Genomic DNA, 23,974 nt, shown 5'->3' with positions numbered 1-23,974 from the left:
CGCCCCCACCGACGCCCCGCCGCCCTGCCCTGCCGCCGCCCGCCGCTGCCGCCCGACGGTGGCCGGGGAGACCTGGAGAGCCGCTGCCGTGATCATTCCGCACCCCACCCAGTTCGCCCGTATCCCGGGCCACTTCACCTTCGACGAGACCACCGCCGTCCGCGCCGCCGGCGAGGCGGCCGGCGCGGCCCGGCTGCTGCGCACGCTGCTCGCGCCCGCCACCGGGCTGCCGCTGCGGTCCTCCGCCGCCGGCACCGTCGTGCTCGTCGTCGACGACATGCTCGGCGGGCTCGGCGAGGAGGGCTACGGCCTCACCGTCGGCCCGGACGCGGTGCTGCTGCGCGCGGCCCGCCCGGCCGGGCTGCTGCGCGGAGTGCAGACGCTGCGCCAACTGCTGCCGCCCGAGGCGCTGTCGGCGCAGCCCGTGACCGGGGTGCCGTGGCGGGTCCCGGGCGTGCAGATCACCGACGTACCGCGCTACCCGTGGCGGGGCGCGATGCTGGACGTCGCCCGGCACTTCCTGCCGGTGTCGTTCCTGCGCCGCTTCACCGACCTGCTGGCCTTCCACAAGCTCAACGTGCTGCACCTGCACCTGACCGACGACCAGGGCTGGCGCATGCCGGTCGCCGCCTTCCCGCGGCTCACCGAGGTCGGCGGGCGCCGCGGCGGCGCCCGGCCGCACCAGGGCGCCTACACCGCCGCGGAGCTGCGCGCCCTGGTCGCGTACGCCGCCGAGCGCGGGGTCACGGTGGTGCCGGAGATCGAGATGCCCGGCCACACCCGCGCGGCGCTCGCGGCGTATCCGCACCTGGGCAATGTGCCGGGCCGGCCGCTGGAGGTGTGGACCGAGTGGGGCGTGTGCGACACCGTCCTCGGCGTCCACGACGAGGTGCTGGACTTCTGCCGCACGGTGCTCGGCGAGGTGCTGGACGTCTTCCCGTCGCGGTACGTGCACGTCGGCGGCGACGAGTGCCCCGTCACCGAGTGGGAGACCAGCCCGGCGGCGCGGGCCCGGGCGGCGGCGCTCGGACTGGAGTCGCCCAAGGCGCTGCACGGCTGGTTCCTCGGCCAGGTCGGCGACTTCCTGCTCGCGCAGGGGCGGCTGCCGGTGTGCTGGGCGGAGGACTCCGGGGCGCCGCCCGCGGACTTCACCGTCATGCCGTGGCGGGACGGCGCGCACGGGCTCGCCGCCGCCCGCCGCGGCCACGACGTCGTCATGACGCCGTACCGCTCGACGTACCTGGACTACCCGCAGTCCGCGGGCCCCGACGAGCCGCCGGGACAGGCCGGCGGCGTCGTCGACCTGCGGGCGGTGCACGCCGCCGAGGCCGCGCCCGCCGACTGGGAGCCGGCCGCCGCCGCGCGGGTGCTGGGCACGCAGGCGCAGCTGTGGACGGAGTACGTCAGCACCGCCGCGCACGCCGAATACCTCGCCTTCCCGCGGCTGGCCGCACTCGCCGACCGGGCCTGGAACCCGGCGAGCGACTGGGCGGCCGACTTCCGCCCGGCGCTGCGCCGGCACGGGGCCCGGCTGGACGCGCTGCGGGTCCACCACCGCCGCGAGCCGGACGGTACGCCCACGGCCTCGTCCCCACACTGACCCGCGCGGCAACGGGCGGTCCCTCGCCCGCCGCCGCGCCCCCGACTCCCGGCGGACCGCGCCGGGCGCACCACCACTCCTCCCTGCACAGGCACAACCCCCCACCCCACTGGAAAGGGATCACCGTGTCAGGTAAGACCGCACGAAAGTTGGCCCGCACCCTCGCACGCAGCGGCGCGGCGCGCGACGCCGCACGTACCGGGGCGTCACGCGAGACGGCGGACGCCCTGCCCGCCACCGCCACCACCGCAGCCGCCGAAGCCGTCCGGCCGCGGCGGCTGTCGGTCCGTACCCGGGCCGCGATGGCGCTGTGCGCGGTGGCCGGCCTCGGCTGCGCCGCGCTCACCGCGCTGCCCGCCTCCGCCGCGCAGGACTCGCTCACCGTGCAGTACCGCACGAGCGCGACCGGCGCGACGGCCGACCAGTCCGAGCCGTGGCTGGAGGTCACCAACACCGGCAGCACCGCGGTGCCGCTCAGCCGGGTCACCCTGCGCTACTACTTCACGTCCGACGGCCCCTCGGTGAGTTACCGCTTCGCCTGCTCATGGGCGGTGAAGGGCTGCGGCAACATCACCGGCACCTTCGGCACCCTCGCCAACCCCACGGCCACCGCCGACCGCTACCTGGAGATCGGCTTCACCGCCGGCGCCGGCTCGCTCGCGCCGGGCCAGAACACCGGTGACATGCAGCTGCGTTTCTACCGCGCCGACTGGCAGACGCTGCGGCAGTCCGACGACTACTCCTTCAACGGCGCGCAGACGGCGTACGCGAACTGGCCGAAGATCACCCTGCAGGACGGCGGCAGCGTCGTCTACGGCACCGCGCCGGCCGGCAACGACCCGACGTCGCCGCCCACCACGCCCCCGACCACCCCGCCGACCTCCCCCGGCGGCGGCGGTGACGACGGCAACGCGCCCGCGCTCTTCGACGACTTCTCCTACACCTCCAGCTCCGACACCGCCCTCCAGCAGCACGGCTGGACGGTCAAGTCCGGCCAGGGCGGCCCCGGTGTGGCCGGCGCGACCTGGGCGCCGCAGGACGTGACCTTCGTCGCCGACGGCTCCAACAAGGTCATGAACCTCAAACTCACCACGGACGGCACCGCGTCCGGCACGCACGAGACCGAACTCCAGACCACGGCACGGAAGTTCAAGAACGGCACCTACGCCGCCCGGGTCCGCTTCGACGACACCCCGACCGGCGGCCCGGACGGCGACCACATCGTCCAGACGTTCTTCAACTTCACGCCCCTGAACGCCCCGATGGACCCCGACTACAGCGAGCAGGACTTCGAGTACCTGCCCAACGGCGGCTGGGGCGAGACGCAGAACATCATGTACGAGACGTCGTGGGAGACGTACAACCCGGACCCGTGGAACGCGGTCAACACCCACGGGCAGCAGTACGGCAGCCTCGACGGCTGGCACGACCTGCAGATCACCATCGACGGCACCAGCATCACGTACTACATCGACGGCCAGGTCGTCGCGACGCACGGGGAGCCGTACCTGCCCGAGACGCCGCAGTGGATCGACTTCAACCACTGGCTGATCGACCTCGCGGGCCAGACCGGCAGCACCTCGCGCTCCTACGACGAGCAGGTCGACTACGTCGTCTTCGTCAAGGACAAGGTGCTCACCCCGGCGCAGGTGAGCGCCCGGGTGGCCGGCTACCGATCGGCGGGCACGGCCTTCACCGACACGGTGCCGAACCCGTAAGGCGGGCGCCCGATGCCCTGAAGCCGCGCGTCCGGTTCGTAGGCTGTACGCCGTGCCCGGCGGGTTTCCGTTATCCGCCGGGCATGGCACCGTCTCCTGTCCGAGGGCCTGTGTGACGGCAGGCCCTCGCAGCCACGGGACCGCGGACCTTGGACCGCGGGCCTTGGACCATCGGATCGGAGCAGCATGCGCGCAGGCGACCGTGTCGGACCCGACCCCGCGCTGGTGGCAGCGGCGTGCGCGGGCGACCAGCAGGCGCTGGACCAGCTGGTCGCCCAGTGCCTGCCGCTGCTGTACAACATCGTCGGCCGCGCGCTGGACGGCCACGACGACGTCGACGACGTGGTGCAGGAGACGCTGCTGCGGGTCGTACGGGGCCTGGCGGACCTGCGCGACCCGGCGGCCTTCCGCTCCTGGCTGGTCGCCATCGCCGTACGGCAGGTGCGCGACCGCGAGCAGGCCCGCAAGGCGTCCTGGCACCACCAGACCGCCCTGGACGCCGCGGAGTTGATACCCGACCCGGCCTCGGACTTCGCGGCGCTCACCATCCTGCGGCTCGGCCTGACCGACCAGCGCCGGGAGATCGCCGAGGCCACCCGCTGGCTCGACGGCGACGACCGTACCCTGCTGGCGCTGTGGTGGCTGGAGGAGACCGGCGACCTCGGCCGCGCCGAACTGGCCGAGGCGCTGGGCCTGACCCGGCAGCACGCGGCGGTCAAGGTGCAGCGGATGAAGGAGCAGCTGGACATCTCGCGGGCCGTGGTGCGGGCGCTGGGCGCCGCGCAGGCGTGCGAGGGGCTGCGGCACCTGACGGGGGGCTGGGACGGCGTCCCGAGCCCGCTGTGGCGCAAGCGGTTCGCCCGGCATGTGCGGGGGTGCGCGGACTGCACCGGGCGGGCCGGGAACCTGCTGCCGATGGACCGGCTGCTCAGCGGGCTGCCGCTGCTGCCGGTGCCGGTCGGCTTCGGGGGCTCCTTCGCGGCGCACACGTTCTCCGGCTCGGCTTTCGGCCCGGCTTCCGGCTCCGCCGGGGCGCCGGGCGCGGGGCCGGGCGGTCCTGCTTCTGCCGCGCCGGGTCACGGTGCCTCCGCCGTGCCCGGCCACCCTGCGCCCCCCACCCCGGCCGCACCCCCTGCGGCGGCCCCGCGCACCGCTTCGGCCCATCCCCCACGCCGGAGCGGTGCGCGGCACGGACGGCGGGCCGGGCGCCGGCTGCTGCACGGCCCCGCCGGGGTGACCGGTGCCGCGGTCGGTACGGTCGCCGCCGTCGCGGCCGGCGCGCTGCTGGCCGTCCACCTCACGGCGGGCGGCGACGGGGCGCCCGCCGCGGACGCCACCCCGACCCCGCCGGCGGTGTCGAGCGCTCTCACCGCACCGCCGGCGGCCACCCCCACCGCCACGACCCCCGGCCCGTCGCCGGCCACCACCACGCCGAGCGCCACGCCCAGCAGCCGGCCGCCCACGCACGCCCCGGCCAAGGCCGCGCCGCCGGCCGTCAAGACCGCGTCCTCCGCGCGCAAGGGCGTCGGCGTCTGGACGTTCGACGGCGTCAACTCAGCGCTCGGCAAGTCCGGTGCGAGCTGGTACTACACGTGGTCGACCGGCCACAGCGGGGTCAGCGGACCCGGCTTCGTTCCCATGGTGTGGGGCAGCGCCAGTACGGACGCCTCGTCGCTGGCGGCGGCGAAGAAGGCCGGCCCGTATCTGCTGGGCTTCAACGAGCCCGACATGTCGGCCCAGTCGAACATGAGCGTGGACCAAGCGCTGTCGCTGTGGCCGAAGTTGATGTCCGCCGGCAGTGTGCTCGGCAGCCCGGCGGTCGCCTACGGCGGTGACACGGCGGGCGGTTGGCTGGACCGCTTCATGTCGGGCGCGAAGGCGAAGGGCTACCGCGTCGACTTCATCGCCCTGCACTGGTACGGCGGCGACTTCCGTACGCCGCAGGCGGTGGACCAGCTCAAGTCGTACCTCCAGGCGGTCTACGACCGCTACCACAAGCCCATCTGGCTCACCGAGTTCGCCCTCATCGACTTCTCCGACGGCACGCGCTTCCCGACCGACCAGCAGCAGGCGGCGTTCGTGACGGCGGCGACGAAGATGCTCGACGGGCTGCCGTACCTCCAGCGTTACGCGTGGTTCGGGCTCGGGGCGGACGATGCGAAGCCCAGCAGCGGGCTCTTCCGCAGTGGGGCGGTGGAGACGCCCGCGGGGCGGGCGTTCGAGGCCGCCAAGTAGCCCTTGGGGCTTGTCAGTTCGCGGCCGCGAAGGTCACGTCGTGCGCGGCCTGCGGGTACGCGGCGGCGAGCAGCCGCAGGCCCTCGGCGGTGAGTGCGTCGCGGTCGGCCGCGGCGAGCGGGGCGAAGGGCGTGACGGCGACGGTCGCCGCGCCTTTCGGCTGCGCCTTTGCTTTCGCTTTCGCCGTCGCCTGCGCCTGCGACTTCTCCTTTGCCCTCGCCTGCGCCTGCGCCTGCGCCTGCGCCTGCGCCCTCGCCGTCGCGAAGCGCCAGGTGCCGGCGACGAAGCCGTCGACCAGGATCGTGCCGTGGACAAGGCCGTTGGCCGTCATGACGCGTGAGCGGTACGCCTCCGGCACGATGCGGGTGCGGTCGGCGTGCGAGAGGAGGAGGTTGTCGAAGTCGGCGACGTAGCGGGCGGACACGGGCGTGTCCGGGTCGGTGAGCTGCGCCTCCGGCAGGTCGTACAGCGGCCGGCCGTCCCGTGCGGTGTACGTGCGCAGGTCCTGGGCGGTGAAGTGCGGCTTGAGGCCGGTGAGGCCGCACCACTTCTGCATGTCGGCGACGGAGGCCGGGCCGAAGGCCGCGAGGTAGCGGCGCACCAGCTCCGCGGGGTCCGGTCCGGGGTCCGGCGTGGTGTGCGGTGTGGCGTGCGGTGTGGCGTGCGGTCCCTCGCCGAGCCAGTCGTCGAGCAGCGCGTAGACCGTGCCGCCCGGCTCCCCCCACACACCGCGCGGCGGCACCTGCACCAGCGGCACCCAGGAGCGCAGCGCGTTCACCAGCGCCGCCGGGTCCGCGGCCGGGAAGCGCTCCGCGAACGCCGCTCTCAGCTCCGCCGGGCTGCGGGGGTGTTCGCGCAGCAGCGCGCTCCCGTACGCGACGACCTCCGCCCTGTCCGCGGGCGCGGCGCCCCGGGCGGCGGTCGAGCTCCGGAACGTCCGGTCCAGATACGGCGCGAGCCACTGCCGCAACCGCGGCGCGTCCTGCGCCGTCACCAGATGCACGGTGCTCCGCATCAACGCCAGCCGCACCACCTTCCGCTCCACCAGCAGCCGCCCCACCTCCCCGAACCCGAACTCCCCGATCCGGCTCCACAGCCCGGGGTACGGCGAGCTTGGCGTCTGCGACTGCAACCCGAGCAGCCACTTGGTGACGTCGTACGCGCTCCTGCCGGTGCGGTGCAGGAGCAACTGCCGCTCCAGGAGGGTCCGGTTGAGGGTGCGGTCGCTGAGGGCCTGCTGCGTGGTGGGCATGCGCCCACGGTAAGGGGCGTTGCGGACGGGTTCTGTCCGCGAGGATGGTGCGGTCAGAGCTGCACCACCGTGCCGCTCGTGTGAACGGTCGGCCATTGCGGGGAGCTCTTGGCGGGGGCGCGGTCGGTTCGGGGCGTGGGGTGGTCGGGGGCGCTCCGGGGGGTACCTCCTCGGACTGCGCACATCGACCTCGCTGCGTTTCCGGTGGCCTCTTGTCGTGCGCAGTCCTGCGGGGGCACCCCCCGGATCACCCCCTCCCGCACGTCCGTCGGCGGCTTTCCGTTCGTCGGGGCTGGGGCGCGCGCCTGTGTTTGTCGAGCGTCTGAACCGCTGGTTGGGGCTTGGGTGGGTCCCTCTTTTCTTGCCGGGTGTCTGATCGCCGGTGGGGGCTTGGGCGGGACGCTTCGGGCCCTGCCCCGCTTGCCGGGTGTCTGATCGCCGGTGGGGGCTTTCCGTCCCGGGGAAAACCGCAAGCGTTTGGCTGGCCATGCCCGGGGTCTTGTAGATTCCTCTGAAAGGGGCCGGCGGGGAATCCGTGGTTCCCGGCGGGTGTGCCGGGGAGGGGGCGGGGCGGCTCGGGACGATACGACAAAGGCAAGGCGACCACGATGCGGCTGCGCACGCTCCTCGACACCGACGCGCTGGGCCTTCGGCTGCTGGGCGGGGAGGCGGAGCTGGATCGGAACGTGCGGGGGGTGATGACCACCGACCTGCGGGATCCGAGCCGGTACCTCGCGGGTGGGGAGCTGGTGCTCACCGGGCTGGCGTGGCGGCGGAGTGCTGCCGACAGTGAGGGGTTCGTACGGCTGCTGGTCGCGGCCGGGGTGGTCGCGCTCGCCGTCGGGGAGGCGGAGTTGCGGGCCGTGCCGGACGACCTGGTCGCCGCGTGCGCCCGGCACCGGTTGCCGCTGCTGGCCGTCGACGAGCGGGTCGCTTTCGCGACCATCACCGAGCACATCGCCCGGCAGGTCTCCGGTGAGCGGGCCGGCGACCTCGCGGCGGTCGTCGAGCGGCACCGGCGGCTGATGTCGTCGGGGCCCGCGGGCGGCGGGCCCGAGGCCGTACTGGATCTGCTCGGCAGTGACCTGGACCTGCGGGCGTGGGTGCTGTCGGCGACCGGGCGGGAGGTCGCCGGGTCGGGCCAGCCGCTGCCGCCCCATGTGCGGGCCGAACTGGCGGGGGCCCAGCAGGCCGCGGCCCGGGGCGGGCGGCGGGGGCCGTACCGGATGGCCGTGCAGGGGCGGACGTACTCGCTCTTCCCTGTACGCGCCGGGGCCGTGGAGAGCGATCCGCGGGCGCGGGTGCTGACCGACTGGTTCCTGGTCGTGGAGGCCGACGCCGGCGAGTGGGCCGAGGAGCGGCTGGACCTGCTGCGCGGGGTGACGCAGCTGATCGCCGTGGAGCGCGAGCGGCGCGACGGGGTGCGGGCGGTCGGGCGGCGGCTGGCCGAGGAGATCGTCGAGCTGGTGGTGGGCGGTGCGGCGCCTGCCGAGATCGGGGCCCGGCTGCGGGCGGCCGGGCAGGTGCTCGTGCCGGGCATTCCGAATGCGCCGGGCGAGATGTCCTGGCAGGTCGTGGTGGGCGCCGTGGAGTGGGCGGGCGGCGGGCCGGCCGCCGGGCCCGCGGCCCAGGCGCTGCTGGAGGAGGCGCTGGCCGATCCGGCGGGCGGCGGCGCGCAGGCGTCCGTGCAAGGCCCCGTCGGTGTCGGGGTCGGGGTTGGTGTTGGTGTTGGTGTTGGTGTTGAGGGTGCTGTTGGTGTCGGGGGTGGGGGCGCAGTCGGTGTCGCGGTTGCTGTCGCGGACGGGGAGGCCGTGGCCCTCGTACCCCTGGCGCCCGCGCCGCCGGGGGGGCGTACGACTTCTGCCGGGGGTGGGGTGGCTTCTGCCGGGGGTGGGGTGGCTTCCTCCGGAGGGGGTGGGGGGGCTTCCTCCGGAGGGGGTGGGGGGGCTTCTGCCGTGGGTGGTGGTGCGTCGTCTGTGGTGGGGGGCGGGACTTCGTCCGCCGCTGGGGGTGGGGCCGTCCATTCCCGGGCCGCTTCCGCCGGTGGTGCGTACGGCTCAGGGCGGGGCGCCAGGGGGCTCAGTGGTGAGGGGGTGCTCGCCCTGTTGCGGGGGCCGCTGGCGCGGGGGCTTGGGGAGGACGGGCGGTTGACGGTGGGGGTCAGCGCTGCTGTGCATGCGCCGGACGGGCTGCGGGGGGCGCTGGAGGAGGCGCGGCATGCGCGGCGGGTCGCCGCGGCGCGGCCGGGGGCGGTGTCCGTGGCCGGGCATGAGGAGCTGGCCTCGCATGTGCTGCTGCTGCCCTTCGTGCCGGACGACGTCCGCCGGGCCTTCACCGCCCGGCTGCTGGACCCGCTGCGGGCGTACGACCGGCGGCACCGCTCGGAGCTGATCACGACGCTGGAGGCGTTCCTGGACTGCGACGGCTCCTGGACCCGGTGTGCCACCCGGCTGCATCTGCACGTCAACACGCTGCGGTACCGGATCACCCGGATCGAGCAGCTGACCGGGCGCGACCTGTCCCGGCTTGAGGACAAGCTGGACTTCTTCCTCGCCCTGCGGATGAGCTGACCGGCGCCCGCGGACGGGTCGGCACGTGCCCGGATCCGGGTACGTGAAAGTGATCCCGTTCACAAGATGTGATCTCCGACCCCTTGGCGGGAGGCCCCGCCGCGTGCTGAACTTCCGCCACTGGCAGGCACCCGGACAACTGCCGGACACGTATGCCCGGTAGCCGCGCGGGGCCCGTCAGCGTGCCCACGCCGTGTCCACGCCTGCCTACGGGAGCACGTAGCAGCGCACAGCACGCACGACTGGCACCTCGCACTGGCTCGACGACGCGCTTGGGGGAGAAGCTGTGGCGGAGACCGCCCTGCCGGAATCTGTGGTCGGAACGCCGGACGTCTGGCGGCTGCGGGCCCGCGGCTGCTGGGCGGAGGCCGCGGCGCTGCTCGCGCCGTACTGTGCCGACGACCCCGGCGCCGCGCGGCAGCGGGCGGAGATCCTGATCGAGGGCTGCTTCTACCACCTGGACGGCTGGGCCGAGGCGGAGGACGCGCTGCGGCTCGCCGAGGCGGTGGCCGGTACGGACGAGGAGCGGGGCGCGGCGGCCTCCGAGCGGGGCTACCTCGCCTACGGGGCGACGCTGCATTCGGTGCGGGACCGCGCCGACGAGGCGAGCGCCGCCTACGGGCGCAGCGCCGCGCTGCTGTCGCCTAGCTCGCCGGGACGGCCGCTGCTGGACTTCCGGCGCGGGCTCGTCGCGCAGAACCTCGCCGGGAACCCGGCCGCCGCGCGGGCGGCCTTCCGCCGGGCGCACGCCGGGGCCGTCGCGCACGGGGACACCTTCCTGACGTCGTTCACCTGGCGGCACCTGGCCGGGCTCGCGGCGGCGGACGGCGACATGGCGGAGGCGCGGCACGGCTTCGCCGAGTCGCTGCGGCTGCGGGTGGCACTCGGGCACCTGGTCGGCACGCCGGCCGCGCTGCTGTCGCTGGCGGAGGTCTCCGCCGACGAGGAGGCGGCGGCGCTGCGGGCCGAGGCGCTGCGGCTGTTTACGCTGCTGGGGTCGATCCCGGTGTGGCTGGGGCCCTCGCTGGCCTGACGCCGGGGGCTGGGCCCGGGTCGCCGGGCTCCGCGGCCGGGTCCGCGCCGGGTGCCGTACGGCTCAGGGGCAGGCCGCCAGGTGGGCCCGCAGCAGCGGCTCGGGGTCGGTGCCCTCGGCGAGGGCGGTGAGCAGCTCCGCGTGGTGCGCGGCGTGCGCGGTCAGGGCGGGGCGCGGGCCGGGGCAGGGCCACTGGGCGCGGCGGTGGAGGTCGTCGGCGACGCCGAGGAGGCGGGCGTTGCCGTGGTGGCGCAGGAGGGCGCGGTGGAAGGCGCGGTCCGCCTCGGCGTAACCGGCGCGGTCGCCGGCCCGGGCCGCGGCCTCTGCGGCGTCGGCGAGCGGGTGCAGCTGCGCCCAGCGGGCGGCCGGGAGGGTGCGGGCCAGCGCCAGCACCACCGGGATCTCCACCAGCATCCGCACCTCGGCGATCTGCGCGAGGTCGGCGGGGGTGTGCGGGACGACGCGGAAGCCGCGGTTGGGCAGCACCTCGACCGCGCCCTCCTGTGCCAGCAGCTGCATGGCCTCGCGTACGGGGGTGGCGGACACGCCGTAGCGGGCGGCGAGCGCGGGGGCGGAGTGCACGGAGCCCGGCGGCAGCTCGCCGGCGAGCAGGGCGGCGCGCAGCTCGCCGTGGACCTGGCCGCGGACGGAGTGCCGCTCGGGCAGCCGGCGGGGCGCGGGCAGCGGGATCCGGGCGCCGTGCGCGGGCGCCGGGAGGTCGTGCGGCTGCTGCACCCTCTCACCTTCGTTGCGGGGGTTGGTTGCGGAGTCTGTTGCGGGGGTTGTTATGGGGGTTGGTTGCGGGGTCCGGTGGGCGGACCCGGGGGGGGTGGCATCCCCGGGAAGGGTGTCACCCGGATGACGTACAGCTGTGAGCATAAACGCCGCCCGTGCGCGATAAGGTAAGGCTTACCTCTGGTGATCTCTCCCCGGGACGGTTCTGCGCATGTCCGTGACCACCCCCGCGTACGCCCGCCTCACCGCGGCCTTCCCCGGGCTGCGGGTCGCCGAGGGCACCCCGCGCTCCGGTGACGGCTGGGTCGGCGCGTGGGAGCTGGCGCAGGGCGGCGCGGCGCTCGCGGCGTTCACCGGGCTGGACACCGAGGAGCTGGCCCGGGAGTACGGCCGTCCGCCGCGTCCGCATGTCGCCGCCACGCTGGCGCTGCACCGGTATGCGTGGGCGGCGTGCCTGCTCTTTACCGTGCCGTGGTTCCTGCACCGCCGGGTGCCCCGGCTGCCGGTCGCGGACGTGGCGTTCCACCGGGCGTCGGGCCGGATCACCGTGCGCACCCGGGAGTTCGGCTGCCTGCCGGGCGATCCGGCGGCGGCGCTGCCCGGCGCGCGGGTGCTGGCGGACGAGGCGGCGCTGCGCGAGGAGCTGCGGGCCGCGCTCGCCGAGCATCTGGCCCCGCTCTTCGCGGTGTTCGGGCCGCGGATGCGGCGCGGGCCGCATGCGCTGTGGGCGATGGCGACCGACGAGATCGCCGAAGGGCTGTGGTACGTGGCCCGGTTGACGGGTCGTGAGGAGGAGGCGGTGGCCGAGCTGACGGCGCTGCTGCCGGGCGGCACTCCCCCGTACGCCGGCGGCGCGGACTTCCGCCGCATCGCGCACGGGGCGAACTCCCCCGGCGCGGCGGGCGGTTCGGCCGGTCCGCCGCAGGCCGGCGGCGGGTGTGCGCGCGACCGGCTCACCTGCTGCCTCTTCTACACCATCAGCCCCGAGCAGACGTGCGCTTCCTGCCCGCGCGGGACCGAATCCGACCGAATCAGGCGCCGCGCGACGGCGGCGTGACGAGCCGCGCTACGATCTCGCTCAACTCAGCTGTTCTGGCACGAGAGTTCGACCAAGGTCCCTCTTGACGGGGCTCTTGCGCCATAACGTCTGCACTCACCCGCGCTCTTCGCAAAGATGTCGGTCTGGTAGCCGTCCCGCGGCCCGAGCGCGACGGAAGCGACTCTAGGAAACGCACATGAGAGACATATCGCTGGACTGGGTGCTCTCGGGCATCGCCGGCCTGGTCATGCTCGCGGCATGCGCTGTCGCGTTCCGCAGCCGCCGTACCCGCAGTGCCGAGGGCGGCGCGCCCGCCGACTCGTGGGAGCGCAGCGAGGAGCGACGGCGCCGCAAGGAGGCGCTCTACGGCAGCGCGTCGTACGTGCTGCTCTTCTGCTGCGCGGCCGTCGCCGCGGCGCTGTCCTTCCACGGCCTGGTCGGTTTCGGCCAGGAGAACCTGAACCTGACCGGCGGCTGGGAGTACCTGGTGCCGTTCGGCCTGGACGGCGCGGCCATGTTCTGCTCCGTGCTGGCGGTGCGGGAGGCCAGCCACGGTGACGCGGCGCTCGGCTCGCGCATGCTGGTGTGGCTGTTCGCGGGTGCGGCGGCGTGGTTCAACTGGGTGCACGCGCCGCGCGGGTTCGGGCACGCCGGCGCGCCGCAGTTCTTCGCCGGCATGTCGCTGTCGGCCGCGGTGCTCTTCGACCGGGCGCTGAAGCAGACCCGCCGGGCCGCGCTGCGCGAACAGGGCCTGGTGCCGCGCCCGTTGCCGCAGATCCGGATGGTGCGCTGGCTGCGTGCGCCGCGTGAGACGTTCGCCGCGTGGTCGCTCATGCTGCTGGAGGGCGTGCGGTCGCTGGACGAGGCCGTCGAGGAGGTCCGCGAGGACAAGCGGCAGCGGGAGAACAACCAGTTGCGCCGCCGTGAGCACGACCGCATGGAGCGCGCCAAGATCAAGGCGCTCAACCGCCAGCACCGCACGTGGCCGCGCGGCGGCGGGGGTGGCCGCCAGGTCCCCGTGGAGCTCCCCGCGGGCTCCGGCGAGGTCGCTACGGAGCCTGCCATAAGCGCTCCCGAGCGCACGTCGGCCGAGCTTCCGGTCCGCTCCCGCCCGGCGCTCCAGCCGGTCCGCGAGGAGTCCGAGCAGCCGGCGACGGCGAGCGCCCAGTCCTTCGCCATCGACCTGACGGCCGAGGACGACACCATGACGCTTCCCCGCCTGGACTCCCTGGAGCGCAAACTGGAGGAGATGGAGCGGCAGTTCGGCTGACCGCCACCCCAAGGACCACCCGGGACCGCGTACCGGCGCCAGCCGCCGGTACGCGGTCCTTCGCGTTGCGGCACCGGGAGGGCGTGCGTGTCGCCGTACGCGAGAGCCGGGCGCGACCGATGCCCGTAGGCGTCATGCCGCGGTCGCGGCGATCTCGAACCAGACGACCTTGCCCGCCCCGCGTGCCTGGACGCCCCAGGTGTCGGCGAGGGCTTCGACGAGCATCAGGCCGCGGCCGGAGGTCGCCTCGTCGGAGGGGCGGGCGCCGCCCGGGGGGCGGGGCTGGGGGCGGCGGCCGGCGGAGTCGTGGACCTCGACGCGCAGCCGGCGGGCCGGGCCGCCGGAGAGGGTCGCGGTCAGCACCGCGCCGCCGCCGGTGTGCTGGAGCGCGTTGGTGACGATCTCCGTGGCGAGCAGTTCCGCGGTGTCGGTGAGCGCCGGTACGCCCCACTGCCGGAGTTGGTCCCGCAGCCTTCTGCGGGTGTCCGCGACGGCGCGCAGGTCCGCGCGCCTGACCGCGTAACGCAAGCGATTCCCGGTGCCGTCCGTGAGCCTCCCCCGTTCTGGTCCGGACCTGATTCCCCCTGCGCTAAAGGCATGCCCCGCCACCGCCCGGTCCAGTCATGCAACCGCGATGCTCCGTACACCTCCGGTCACCGGGAGCAGTCGCGGCGGCCGGTGCGTTGAACTGCCCTGCGGCCCGGGCGGCTTGATAGGTCGGATGTATAGCGGGTCGAAGTCTTGACATGGCCCGCACCTGCCGCCACTGTGTGGCCCATTCATCCCCGGTGTTTCGTGGATGTTGCGCCTGTGCCACCCGTCCTGTTGCCTCAGGAGGAACCGCTCGTGAACCGGAAGCCCCACACTTTCGGCCGACGCCGAATGATCCGACCACCAGCCATGGCCGCGACCGCGCTGCTCGCGGCCGGTCTGCTGGTGCCCGCCGTCTCCCCCACACCCGCCACGGCCGCGACCGCCACCACCGCGTGGCAGAACGGCAGTTACCACGTGGACACCCCCAACGTGGTACGCCGCTCCGACATCGTGCTGGGCGCGCCCAACGCGCAGGCCGCGCAGTCGCTGCCGCTCGGCAACGGCTCGCTCGGCGTCGCCGCCTGGGCCGCCGGCGGCTTCACCGCGCAGCTGAACCGGGCCGACACGCTGCCGGGCCGCAAGTCGCCCGGTCAGGTGCAGATCCCGGGCCTGTCCAAGCTCACCGGCGCCTCGGACTTCAAGGGCACCCTCGACCTCTACACCGGGGTGCTCACCGAGACCGGCGGCGGCATGACCCTCAAGGCGTGGGTGTCGGCCACCAAGGACGAGCTGGTCGTCGACGTCACCGGCGCCGATCCCAACGCCGCCCAGTCCGCCACCGTCAGCCTGTGGTCGGGCCGCAGCCCCCAGGCCGCGGCGTCCGGCGCGATCGGCACCCTCGCCGAGACCTGGGTGGACAACCAGGAGGCCGGCCACTCCGGCCGCACCTTCGGCTCGCTCGCCGCACTGTCGGCCGGTGGCCGCAACGTCTCGGCCCAGGTGGTCAACAGCACCCAGGTGAAGGTCAACTTCACGCCGAACACCGACGGTTCGTACCGCGTCATCGTCGGCTCCCCCACCTGGACCGGCGGCAACGCCGGCAGCACCGCCTCGAACCTGCTCGGCTCCGACGCGACCGCCGCCGAGTCGTCGCTGCTGGGCTCGCAGCAGTCCTGGTGGGCCAACTACTGGGCCAACACCGGCATCCTGGAGGCCAACTCCTCCGACGGGCAGGCGCAGTACATGGAGTCGCTGCGCACCATCTACCTGTTCATGGAGGCCGCCTCGATGCGCGGCACCATCCCGGGCAGCCAGGCCGGCGTCGCCGACATGTTCAACTTCGGCCAGGACCACCAGAACTGGACGCCCTCGGCGACCTGGCTGTGGAACCTGCGCACGCAGATCTCGGCGAACATGTCGTCGGGCAACTTCGCCCTCAACATCCCGATCTTCAACCTCTACCAGAACAGCCTGTCCGGCATCGAGGCGTGGACCAAGCAGCAGATGGGCGGCCTGCCCGGCGCCTGTGTGCCCGAGGTCATGCGCTTCAACGGCAACGGCGGCGACCCGGGCGCCGGCGCCAACGCGGCGTGCAGCATCCCCGGCAGCCCCAACTGGAACGCCCTGAACGTCACCTCGGGCGCCGAGATCAGCCTCTACGTCTGGCAGCAGTACCAGGACACCGGTGACCTCAACTTCCTGCGGACGTACTACCCGTTGATGAAGGACTCCGCGGTCTTCCTGCTCGCCTACCAGAAGGTCGGCTCGGACGGGAAGCTGCACGCGGTCGCCAACGCGCACGAGACGCAGTGGGCGGTGCAGGACCCGACCACCGACCTCGCGGCGGACGCGGCGCTCTTCCCGGCGGTGATCAAGGCGGCCCAGCTGCTCAACACCGGCGACACCTCGCTGATCAACCAACTCACCACCGCGCAGGGCCAGATACCGGACTGGGCGCGTACGGACTACGGCCGCACGCAGGTGCTGCCGCCGTCCGCCGACGCGCAGGGCAATGACATGATCGCGGACTCCTACCAGCCCACCGCGCAGATCAGGAACAGCGAGAACATCGGCCTGGAGCCGGTGTGGCCGTACAACCTCATCACCGACGAGCCGGGCGCGCTGCACGACCTGGGCGTGCGCACCTACAACCACCGGCCGGTGACCGGCGGCAACGACTGGAGCATGGACGCGATCGACGCGGCCCGGCTGGGCCTGGCCGACCAGGTCGCGCAGAAGCTGGTGTCCATCACGCAGGGCCACCAGGTCTACATCAACGGCCTTGCGGACCTGGGCAACACGGTCGGCACGGAAGCGTACATCGAGCAGATGTCGGGCGTCGCGACCGCGCTGAACGAGGCGCTGGTGCAGGACTACGACGGCCTGCTGCGGATCGCGCCCGCGTGGCCGGCCGGCTGGGACGTCAGCGGCACGGTGTCGGTGCAGGGCAACACCAAGGTCGATGTGCAGGTGCAGGGCGGCACCCCGGTCACGGTCGCCATCCAGGCCGGGTCGTCGCAGACCATGCGCGTACGCAACCCCTGGCCCGGCCAGGCGATCCGGGTCGTGAACGGCTCGTCCGGCGCGGTCGTGGTGGCCTCCACCACGGCGGGCACCGTCAACGTACCCGTCTCCTCGGGCCAGTCGTACCTCGTCGAGCGCACCGCCACCCCGACCAGTTCGCTGCCGTACGCGCAGGTCGGCGGCTCCCCCGCCACCTCCGCCAAGCACCTGGGCAACGTCCAGATCGGACTTGACGGCAACGGCGGCTCCAACCCCGGTACGGGCAGCGTCATCAGCCTGCGGGCGCACGCCAACGGCGACTACGTCACCGCCGAGGACGCCGGCGCCTCACCGCTGATCGCCAACCGCACCGCGATCGGGCAGTGGGAGCAGTTCGACCAGATCGACGCGGGCGGCGGCTACATCGCGCTGCGCGCCCACGCCAACAACAAGTACGTCACCGCCGACAACGCCGGCGCCGCACCGCTGCTCGCCAAGGTGGACGCGGTCGGCACATGGGAGCAGTTCCAGCTCATCCACAACGGCGACGGCAGCGTCAGCCTCAAGGCACGCGTCAACGGCGACTACGTGACCGCCGAGTCCGCGGGCGCGCAGGCGCTCATCGCCAACCGCACGGCGATCGGCCCCTGGGAGGAGTTCGACCTGATCAACGACTGACCGCCCCTCCCGACGGCAACGTGCCGCGCCCGGCTCCTGCGCTACGGGCGCGGCACGTTGCGCAGGTTCGAGCGGGCCATCTGCACCATCTTGCCGACACCGCCGTCCAGCACCACCTTGCCGACCGACAGCGCGAAGCCGCCGATCTGCTCGCCGGTGATCTTCGGCGGCAGCGACAGCGCATGCGGATCGGTGACCACGTCCACCAGCGCCGGGCCCTTGTGCTTGAAGGCGTCCCGCAGCGCCGAGCGCAGCTCCTTGGGCTTCTCCACCCGCACGCCGTACGCGCCCGCCGCCCGCGCCACCGCCGCGAAGTCCGGGTTGCGGTTGGTGGTGCCGTACGCCGGCAGGCCCTCGACCATCATCTCCAACTCCACCATGCCCAGGGAGGAGTTGTTGAACAGCACGATCTTCACCGGCAGGTCGTACTGCACGAGGGTCAGGAAGTCGCCCATCAGCATGCTGAACCCGCCGTCGCCGGACATCGACACCACCTGGCGGCGCCGGTCCAGGAACTGCGCGCCGATCGCCTGCGGCAGCGCGTTGGCCATCGAGCCGTGCGAGAACGAACCGATCACCCGGCGGCGGCCGTTGGGCGTCAGATAGCGCGCCGCCCACACATTGCACATGCCCGTGTCGACGGTGAAGACCGCGTCGTCGTCGGCCTCCTCGTCCAGCACCGAGGCCACATACTCCGGGTGGATCGGCACATGCCGGTCGACCTTGCGGGTGTACGCCTTGACGACGCCCTCCAGCGCGTCGGCGTGCTTCTTGAGCATCTTGTCCAGGAACCGCCGGTCGGTCTTCTCCCGCACCTTCGGCGTCAGGCAGCGCAGCGTCTCGCCGACGTCGCCCCACACCGCGAGGTCCAGCTTGGAGCGACGCCCCAGGTTCTCCGGCCGCACGTCCACCTGCACGATGGCCACGTCGTCGGGCAGGAAGGCGTTGTACGGGAAGTCGGTGCCCAGCAGCACCAGCAGGTCGCACTCGTGCATCGCCTCGTACGCCGCCCCGTAGCCGAGCAGGCCGCTCATGCCGACGTCGAACCTGTTGTCGAACTGGATCCACTCCTTGCCGCGCAGTGCGTGCCCCACCGGGGACTTGACGCGTTCGGCGAACGCCATCACCTCGTCGTGCGCGCCCGCCGTACCGCTGCCGCAGAACAGCGTGACCCGGCGGGCGCCGTCCACCAGCCGGGCCAGCGCGTCGATCTCGGCGTCGCTCGGGCGGACCGTGGGGCGCCGGGTGACCAGGGCGTGCTCGATGCTGCGCTGCGGCGCCGGATGGGCGGCGATGTCGCCGGGCAGGGTGATCACGGCGACACCGCCGCGGCCCACCGCGTGCTGGATCGCGGTCTGGAGCACGCGCGGCATCTGGGCGGCGCTGGAGATCAGCTCGCTGTAGTGGCTGCACTCCGCGAACAGCCGGTCGGGGTGCGTCTCCTGGAAGTAGCTGGTGCCGATCTCGCTGCTGGGGATGTGCGAGGCGAGCGCCAGCACCGGCGCCATGGAGCGGTGGGCGTCGAACAGCCCGTTGATCAGGTGCAGATTGCCCGGGCCGCACGACCCGGCGCACGCGGCGAGCCGGCCGGTCAGCTGCGCCTCGGCGCCGGCGGCGAAGGCGGCGGTCTCCTCGTGCCGCACGTGCACCCATTCGAGGGCGCGGGTGCGGCGCACGGCGTCCACGACCGGGTTGAGGCTGTCGCCCACCACGCCGTAGAGCCGCTGCACGCCCGCGCGCACGAGGATGTCGACGAACTGCTCCGCCACGTTCTGCTTGGCCATGCACCCATCTCCGCACGGCCGCCGCGCGTACGCATCCGGAGCGGCCGGCCGCGGGCGCGGGTCAGGCGTCCCAGACGGTCACCGCCGTACGGTCGTCGGCGTAGCCCTTGACGCGGGTCTGGACGTCGGCGAGATACGCCGCCAGGCCCGGCACCCGGCCCTCGCTCCAGCGCTCCGCCAGCCGCCCGGCCAGCTGCGGCTCGCCGCGCAGCGGCTCGGCCAGGCCCGCGCTGCACATCAGCAGGGCGTCACCCGGCTGGGCGACCGTCGCCCGGAAGCGGAACGGGGACCCCGGGTCGTCGGGCGCGAGGTCCAGATCCTGCCAGGCGCCCTCCCGGACCCGGAACAGGCCGCCGTCGCCCAGCCCGAAGAAGAGCCGTATCCGGCATCCGGGGTCCGCCGGCAGCAGCAGGCAGCGCAGCGACGCGGTGTACGCGCCGTCCTCCAGGCCCAGGTCCTCGCCACGGGCCCGCAGCCGCCCGTAGCAGCGGTCGGTCAGCCGGTGCAGGCCCGACTTCAGCGAGCCGCGCCGCTCGGCCCGCAGATCCTCCGCGAGCCGCTCCCTGCTGCGCCCGACCGCGCCGGCGATCCACCGCACCGCGTCCTGCGCGGCCCGGTGCGCGTCGTCCGCCGCGCGGGCGCCGCTGGCCATCGCGACCAGCAGCAGCGCGTCGTCGCCCGCGCCGAAGCGGGCGGTGAGCAGCGCGTCCCTGCGGGGCTGGCCGCGGTAGCGCGCGGAGTCCCCGCGCACGCTCACCGTCCGCAGGGTGAGCACGCCGTATTGGGCGCCGTCGAGCACGGTGTCCGGCACGAGGCCGTCCAGCCCCTCCGGATCCGCCTCCGGCAAGGCGGTCGGCTCCGCCGCGTACGTCGGCGGCCCGCCGCCGACCACGACCGCCGCCGGCTCCCCCTCTTCCGCCGCGACCCACCCGGGCGGCAGCTCCGGCGCCCACCGCACACCGCCCTCCGCGAACCCGGTCGGCTCCGCCGGCTGCCCGGGCGGCTCCGCCGGCTCCTCCTCGGCGGGCGCGCCGGGGGTGACGTAGCGGCGGTACGGGTTCGCGTCGGTCGGTACGGGCGAGGTGGCCGGCGGCGCGTACGGGCCGCGCTCGGGCGGCGGTGACGACCAGGGCTCGGCGGGCCGCAGCGTGACGTCCGCCCCGGCGAGCGGCGCACTCTCCTGCCGCTCACCCCCACGCGGCACCGGCCACCCCGCCGCCGGCTCCGGCGCCCACGGCTCCGCGGCGGCGGGCGGCGCGTCGGCCCACCCCCGCGAGCCCAGCTCCTCCGGAGGGCTTCCGGGGTCGGGGTCGGGCTCGGAGCGGGGCTCGGGGGCTGGCCCACGGTGGGGCTCGGGGCCGGGGTCGGGCTCCACGGCGGGCTCCGCCGGCTCCTCCGCGACGGGCTCTTCCGCGGCGGCCTCTTCCGCCGCCGGGGCCTCCTCCGCGCGGGCCTGCGCGACGCCGGGCCGCGGCGACCACACCGGCCAGGAGCGCGGCACCTCGTCGCCGGCCTCCTCCGTACCGTCCGCACGGTCCTCGTCGCCGTCGTCGTCATCGTCGTCCCCCGAGGGGAACATCGGCCGCGCGGCCCACACGTCCCACGGCGCGAGCGCCTCCGGCGCGGGTTCCGCCGCGTCGGGCTCTTCGGCGGCGGGCTCCTCCGCGGCGGGCTCCTCCGGCGCCGGCTCCTCCTCCGGGAGGACGGGCTCCACCGGCACCCGGGTCGGGCGCGGCCAGGAGGGCGGGGGCGGCGGGGGGCTCGGCCGGCGCAGCCGCAGGGTGTCGGCGGCCGAGGGCGCCGGGGGCGGCGGGGACATCGCCGTCAGGGCCGAGTCGAAGTGCGCGTCGATCGAGTCGGGCGGCGCGGACGAGGCAGCGGCGCCGGCGTCGTCGTCGTACAACTGCCGCCACCAGTCGTCCTCTTGGCGCTCGTGCGGGTCCCCCTGCTGGCTCATGCCCTTATTGTCCACCGCCCGGACCGCCGGGAAACGTGGAAACGCCGCGCCACCTCCCGCCCCACCCGCACCACTCCGCGCCCGGGCGGACCGCGTGAGCGGCGGGAACGCGGCGTATCCGGCAGGGTAGGGGCATGGGGACCGCACAGACGGGGCTGATCGGCCTGGTGCTACTGCTCGGCCTGGTGTGCGTACCCGTCCCCGGCGTGCCCGGGACCCTGCTGTGCTGGGCGGCGGTGCTGTGGTGGGCCACGTCCGAGCACACGACCCTGACGTGGGGCGTGCTGGCCGGCGCGACCGCCCTCCTGGCGTGCGTGCAGGTCGTGCTGCGGCTGCTCCCCAACCGCCGGATCCGCGACAGCGGCGTCACCTGGCGCACGGTCGTCGACGCCGGCGCGACCGCGATCGCCGGCTTCTTCCTCCTCCCCGTCCTCGGCGCGATCCTCGGCTTCGTGGGCTTCCTCTACGTCACGGAGCGCATCCGCCTCGGCGGCGGCCACCGCACCGCCTGGACGGCCACCCGTACGGCCATGCGCGCGGTCGGCAACTCCGTCCTGACCGAGCTCCTCGCCTGCCTCCTCGTCGCCGGCACCTGGCTCTCCGCGGTCCTCGCGTCCTAGCGGCGGGGGGCGCGTTCCGCCGGTGGGTGGGGTGGTCGGGGGCACTCCGGGGGGTACCTCCTCGGACTGCGCACCATGACCTGCATCCGCATCCGGTACCGCCTTGTCGTGCGCAGTCCTGCGGGGGCACCCCCCGGATCACCCCCTCCCGTACGTCCGCCGGCGGCTTTCCCCATCGCCTGGTTCCGGTCCGGCCGCCCTGCGACCAGCAAGGGCGGACCGGTCACGGCGGGCTGGTCTGCCCACCTCAACCGGCGACGAACGGGGAGCCGCCGGCGGACAGGAGGGCGGGGACGATCCGGGGGTGCCCCCGCAGGACTGCGCACGACAGGGCGGTACCGGATGCGGATGCAGGTCAATGTGCGCAGTCCGAGGAGGTACCCCCGGAGTGGCGCCGCCCGGCACCCCACCGCACAGCCCGCGCCCCCGCCAGGACGGCACCCGGCTCCGCCGCAAGACGTACGCCCCCTGAGCCCAAGGCCCGATGCGAGCGTGACGGCGGGGTGGCACGCTGAGGATCATGACCTCATCCGCACGCACCACGCTCAATGACGACGAGCTCGGCTACCTGCGCACCCAGCGCCTCGGCCGGCTCGCGACGGTCGACGCCAAGGGCCGGCCGCAGGCCAACCCCGTCGGGTTCTTCCTGCGGCCCGACAGCACCGTCGAGATCGGCGGCTACGCCCTGGCCACCACCAAGAAGTGGCGCAACATCGCCGCCAACCCGTACGTCTCGCTCGTCGTCGACGACATCGCGAGCCTCAAGCCCTGGAAAGTGCGCGGCGTGGAGATCCGCGGCACCGCCGAGCAGATCGTCGGCCCGCACGACCACGGCCCGCAGATGAGCCCGGAGCTCATCCGCATCACGCCGTACGCCATCATCAGCTGGGGCCTGGACGCCTGACGGCGTCACCCCGCCCGCGCCGCCGGGCGACCCGTCCTGGCCAGGACAAAGCTCACGCTGTGAAATAAGAGAGCGCTCTCACACACGCCGGGTGACCCGTTACGCTGTCGGTGTCCGTACCTGATCCCGGGATTTTGTGTTATCCGCGTTCGAAGGAGCCCTCCCCGTGTCCGACCCGACGTTCGCCCGCCCGACTCTCGAGGAAGTCGCGGCACGGGCCGGGGTCTCGCGGGCCACCGTCTCGCGGGTGGTCAACGGCAGTGAGGGCGTCCGGGCGCCGCTGGCCGAGCGGGTGCGGGCGGCTGTCGACGAGCTGGGGTATGTGCCGAACCAGGCCGCCCGCACGCTGGTGACCCGGCGCAACGGCGCGGTCGCCGTGGTGGTCGCCGAGCCGGAGACCCGCTTCTTCGCCGACCCCTTCTTCGCCCAGCAGGTCCGCGGTATCAGCAAGGAACTCACCGCCCACGACAACCAGTTGGTGCTGCTGCTCACCGAAGGCACCGCGGACTACGAGCGGGTGGGCCGGTATCTGGCCGGCGGCCATGTGGACGGCGCGCTGATCTTCTCGCTGCACGACGACAACTCCCTGCCGGAGATGGCCCGCAAGGCGGGGGTCGCGACGGTGATCGGCGGCCGGCCCGGCTGGTCGGACAGCGAGACGGGTCCGACAACGTTGTACGTGGACTGCGACAACCGGGGCGGCGCGCGGGACGCGGTGCGGCACCTGCTGGGGCTGGGGCGGCGGCGGATCGCGCACATCGCCGGCCCGCTGGACCAGACCGCCTCGATCGACCGGCTCGACGGCTTCCGGGACGTGCTGCCCGGCACGGACCCGGCGCTGATCGCGGAGGGCGACTTCACGCCCGAGGGCGGCGCCCGGGCGATGACCGTGCTGCTGGAGCGGGTGCCCGACCTGGACGCGGTCTTCGCGGCGTCCGACGTGATGGCGTCGGGGGCGTTGCGGGTGCTGCGGCGGCGGGGTCTGCGGGTGCCGGAGGACGTGGCGCTGGTCGGGTTCGACGACATCGTCTCGGTCGCGGAGTGGACGGACCCGCCGCTGACCACGATCCGGCAGGACATCGAGGAGATGGGGCGGATGATGGCGCGGCTGCTGCTGCGCGCCCTGGAGCCGGCCGGCCGGCCGGAGGCCCCGGTGGTGCTCGCGCCGATCGTCACGCCGACGCATCTCGTGGTGCGCGCTTCTGCCTGACGCCGGGTCATCTGACCTCGCACATACGTCCGTTGGGCTCCGGGGACCAGAACACCGTTTGCCCGTGCCGTGGGTTGGGAACGCCGGGCAACGGGAAGGTCACGGTGAGGCAGCGAAACGTGAGGGTGCGGTGAAGACCGCCCCGTGAGGCGAGGAGGACTGCCATGGCCTACTCCGTGATCCTCGGAGTCGTGATCGTCGTCCTGGTGGTGGGGGTCGTCATCGGCTCCTTCTGGAGCTCGGGCAGCCCCATCGCGGTGCGCCGCCGCCACGGGCGGGACGGCGGCGCCGGCTGAGCGGGGGGCGCCCGGCTGTGCGCAGCCAGGCGCCAAG

The 23,974-nt window shown here is 74.2% G+C and carries 17 protein-coding genes; 12 read left to right on the top strand and 5 right to left on the bottom strand.

Going from position 1 to position 23,974, the window contains the following annotated elements; translation table 11 throughout:
- Positions 1-88 precede the first annotated feature (88 nt).
- From HCN08_RS18740 to HCN08_RS18730, 3 genes are all read left to right on the top strand, one after another.
- Positions 89-1,600: a beta-N-acetylhexosaminidase gene (locus tag HCN08_RS18740; protein ID WP_167984290.1), complete on the top strand. Its 1,512-nt coding sequence runs from the start codon at positions 89-91 to the stop codon at positions 1,598-1,600.
- Between the two features lie 302 nt (positions 1,601-1,902).
- The gene (locus HCN08_RS18735; RefSeq protein WP_167984405.1) at positions 1,903-3,318 is read left to right on the top strand and encodes a cellulose binding domain-containing protein; all 1,416 of its coding nucleotides are present in this window, start codon (positions 1,903-1,905) and stop codon (positions 3,316-3,318) included.
- Positions 3,319-3,504: 186 nt separating this feature from the next.
- Entirely contained in the window at positions 3,505-5,553 is a 2,049-nt protein-coding gene (locus tag HCN08_RS18730) for a sigma-70 family RNA polymerase sigma factor (RefSeq protein ID WP_167984289.1), read from the top strand.
- A gap of 13 nt (positions 5,554-5,566) precedes the next feature.
- On the opposite strand, the gene HCN08_RS18725 is transcribed toward HCN08_RS18730, so the two are convergent.
- Positions 5,567-6,805, bottom strand: coding sequence for a winged helix DNA-binding domain-containing protein (locus HCN08_RS18725; RefSeq protein WP_167984288.1), 1,239 nt, complete (start codon positions 6,803-6,805; stop codon positions 5,567-5,569).
- A gap of 608 nt (positions 6,806-7,413) precedes the next feature.
- Here HCN08_RS18725 and HCN08_RS18720 point away from each other — a divergent pair.
- Together HCN08_RS18720 and HCN08_RS18715 are read left to right on the top strand one after the other, a co-directional pair.
- Positions 7,414-9,375, top strand: a complete 1,962-nt coding sequence (locus HCN08_RS18720) for a PucR family transcriptional regulator (protein ID WP_167984287.1) — start codon at positions 7,414-7,416, stop codon at positions 9,373-9,375.
- A gap of 286 nt (positions 9,376-9,661) precedes the next feature.
- Positions 9,662-10,408, top strand: coding sequence for a hypothetical protein (locus HCN08_RS18715; RefSeq protein WP_167984286.1), 747 nt, complete (start codon positions 9,662-9,664; stop codon positions 10,406-10,408).
- Between the two features lie 63 nt (positions 10,409-10,471).
- Here the strand turns inward: HCN08_RS18715 and HCN08_RS18710 are convergent, their stop codons facing one another.
- Positions 10,472-11,143 (bottom strand): GntR family transcriptional regulator, encoded by a 672-nt coding sequence (locus HCN08_RS18710; RefSeq protein WP_322974540.1) that lies wholly within the window; start codon positions 11,141-11,143, stop codon positions 10,472-10,474.
- A gap of 211 nt (positions 11,144-11,354) precedes the next feature.
- Here HCN08_RS18710 and HCN08_RS18705 point away from each other — a divergent pair, with 211 nt between their 5' ends.
- Positions 11,355-12,200 carry a (2Fe-2S)-binding protein gene (locus HCN08_RS18705; protein ID WP_167984284.1) on the top strand — a complete coding sequence of 282 codons (846 nt, stop codon included), beginning with the start codon at positions 11,355-11,357 and terminating at the stop codon, positions 12,198-12,200.
- A gap of 178 nt (positions 12,201-12,378) precedes the next feature.
- Positions 12,379-13,452, top strand: coding sequence for a DUF2637 domain-containing protein (locus HCN08_RS18700; RefSeq protein ID WP_167984283.1), 1,074 nt, complete (start codon positions 12,379-12,381; stop codon positions 13,450-13,452).
- Between the two features lie 132 nt (positions 13,453-13,584).
- On the opposite strand, the gene HCN08_RS18695 is transcribed toward HCN08_RS18700, so the two are convergent.
- On the bottom strand, positions 13,585-13,980 hold the full coding sequence (locus HCN08_RS18695) for an ATP-binding protein (protein WP_240970219.1): 396 nt from the start codon (positions 13,978-13,980) through the stop codon (positions 13,585-13,587).
- 372 nt (positions 13,981-14,352) lie between these two features.
- On the opposite strand from HCN08_RS18695, the gene HCN08_RS18690 reads away from it, so the two are divergent.
- Complete coding sequence (locus HCN08_RS18690) at positions 14,353-17,166, top strand: fascin domain-containing protein (protein ID WP_167984282.1); 2,814 nt, start codon at positions 14,353-14,355, stop codon at positions 17,164-17,166.
- 41 nt (positions 17,167-17,207) lie between these two features.
- Here HCN08_RS18690 and HCN08_RS18685 read toward each other — a convergent pair whose 3' ends face one another.
- Both HCN08_RS18685 and HCN08_RS18680 read right to left on the bottom strand, forming a co-directional pair.
- The gene (locus HCN08_RS18685) at positions 17,208-18,950 is read right to left on the bottom strand and encodes a pyruvate dehydrogenase (protein ID WP_167984281.1); all 1,743 of its coding nucleotides are present in this window, start codon (positions 18,948-18,950) and stop codon (positions 17,208-17,210) included.
- Between the two features lie 61 nt (positions 18,951-19,011).
- Positions 19,012-20,907: a protein phosphatase 2C domain-containing protein gene (locus HCN08_RS18680; protein WP_167984280.1), complete on the bottom strand. Its 1,896-nt coding sequence runs from the start codon at positions 20,905-20,907 to the stop codon at positions 19,012-19,014.
- 134 nt (positions 20,908-21,041) lie between these two features.
- Here HCN08_RS18680 and HCN08_RS18675 point away from each other — a divergent pair, with 134 nt between their 5' ends.
- The 4 genes from HCN08_RS18675 to HCN08_RS36235 all read left to right on the top strand — a co-directional run bounded on the left by HCN08_RS18675 (position 21,042) and on the right by HCN08_RS36235 (position 23,937).
- Positions 21,042-21,527, top strand: a complete 486-nt coding sequence (locus HCN08_RS18675; RefSeq protein WP_167984279.1) for a DUF456 domain-containing protein — start codon at positions 21,042-21,044, stop codon at positions 21,525-21,527.
- Between the two features lie 520 nt (positions 21,528-22,047).
- On the top strand, positions 22,048-22,431 hold the full coding sequence (locus HCN08_RS18670; RefSeq protein WP_167984278.1) for a PPOX class F420-dependent oxidoreductase: 384 nt from the start codon (positions 22,048-22,050) through the stop codon (positions 22,429-22,431).
- 166 nt (positions 22,432-22,597) lie between these two features.
- The gene (locus HCN08_RS18665; RefSeq protein WP_167984277.1) at positions 22,598-23,641 is read left to right on the top strand and encodes a LacI family DNA-binding transcriptional regulator; all 1,044 of its coding nucleotides are present in this window, start codon (positions 22,598-22,600) and stop codon (positions 23,639-23,641) included.
- A gap of 164 nt (positions 23,642-23,805) precedes the next feature.
- Positions 23,806-23,937 (top strand): hypothetical protein, encoded by a 132-nt coding sequence (locus HCN08_RS36235; RefSeq protein ID WP_265738237.1) that lies wholly within the window; start codon positions 23,806-23,808, stop codon positions 23,935-23,937.
- Positions 23,938-23,974: the final 37 nt, after the last annotated feature.

The sequence above is a fragment of the Actinacidiphila epipremni genome, assembly GCF_012034175.1.
GTDB classification, from domain to species: Bacteria; Actinomycetota; Actinomycetes; order Streptomycetales; family Streptomycetaceae; genus Actinacidiphila; species Actinacidiphila epipremni.
Note: the sequence above shows the minus strand (reverse complement) of the source record. Positions and strands in the feature narration are given on the sequence as shown.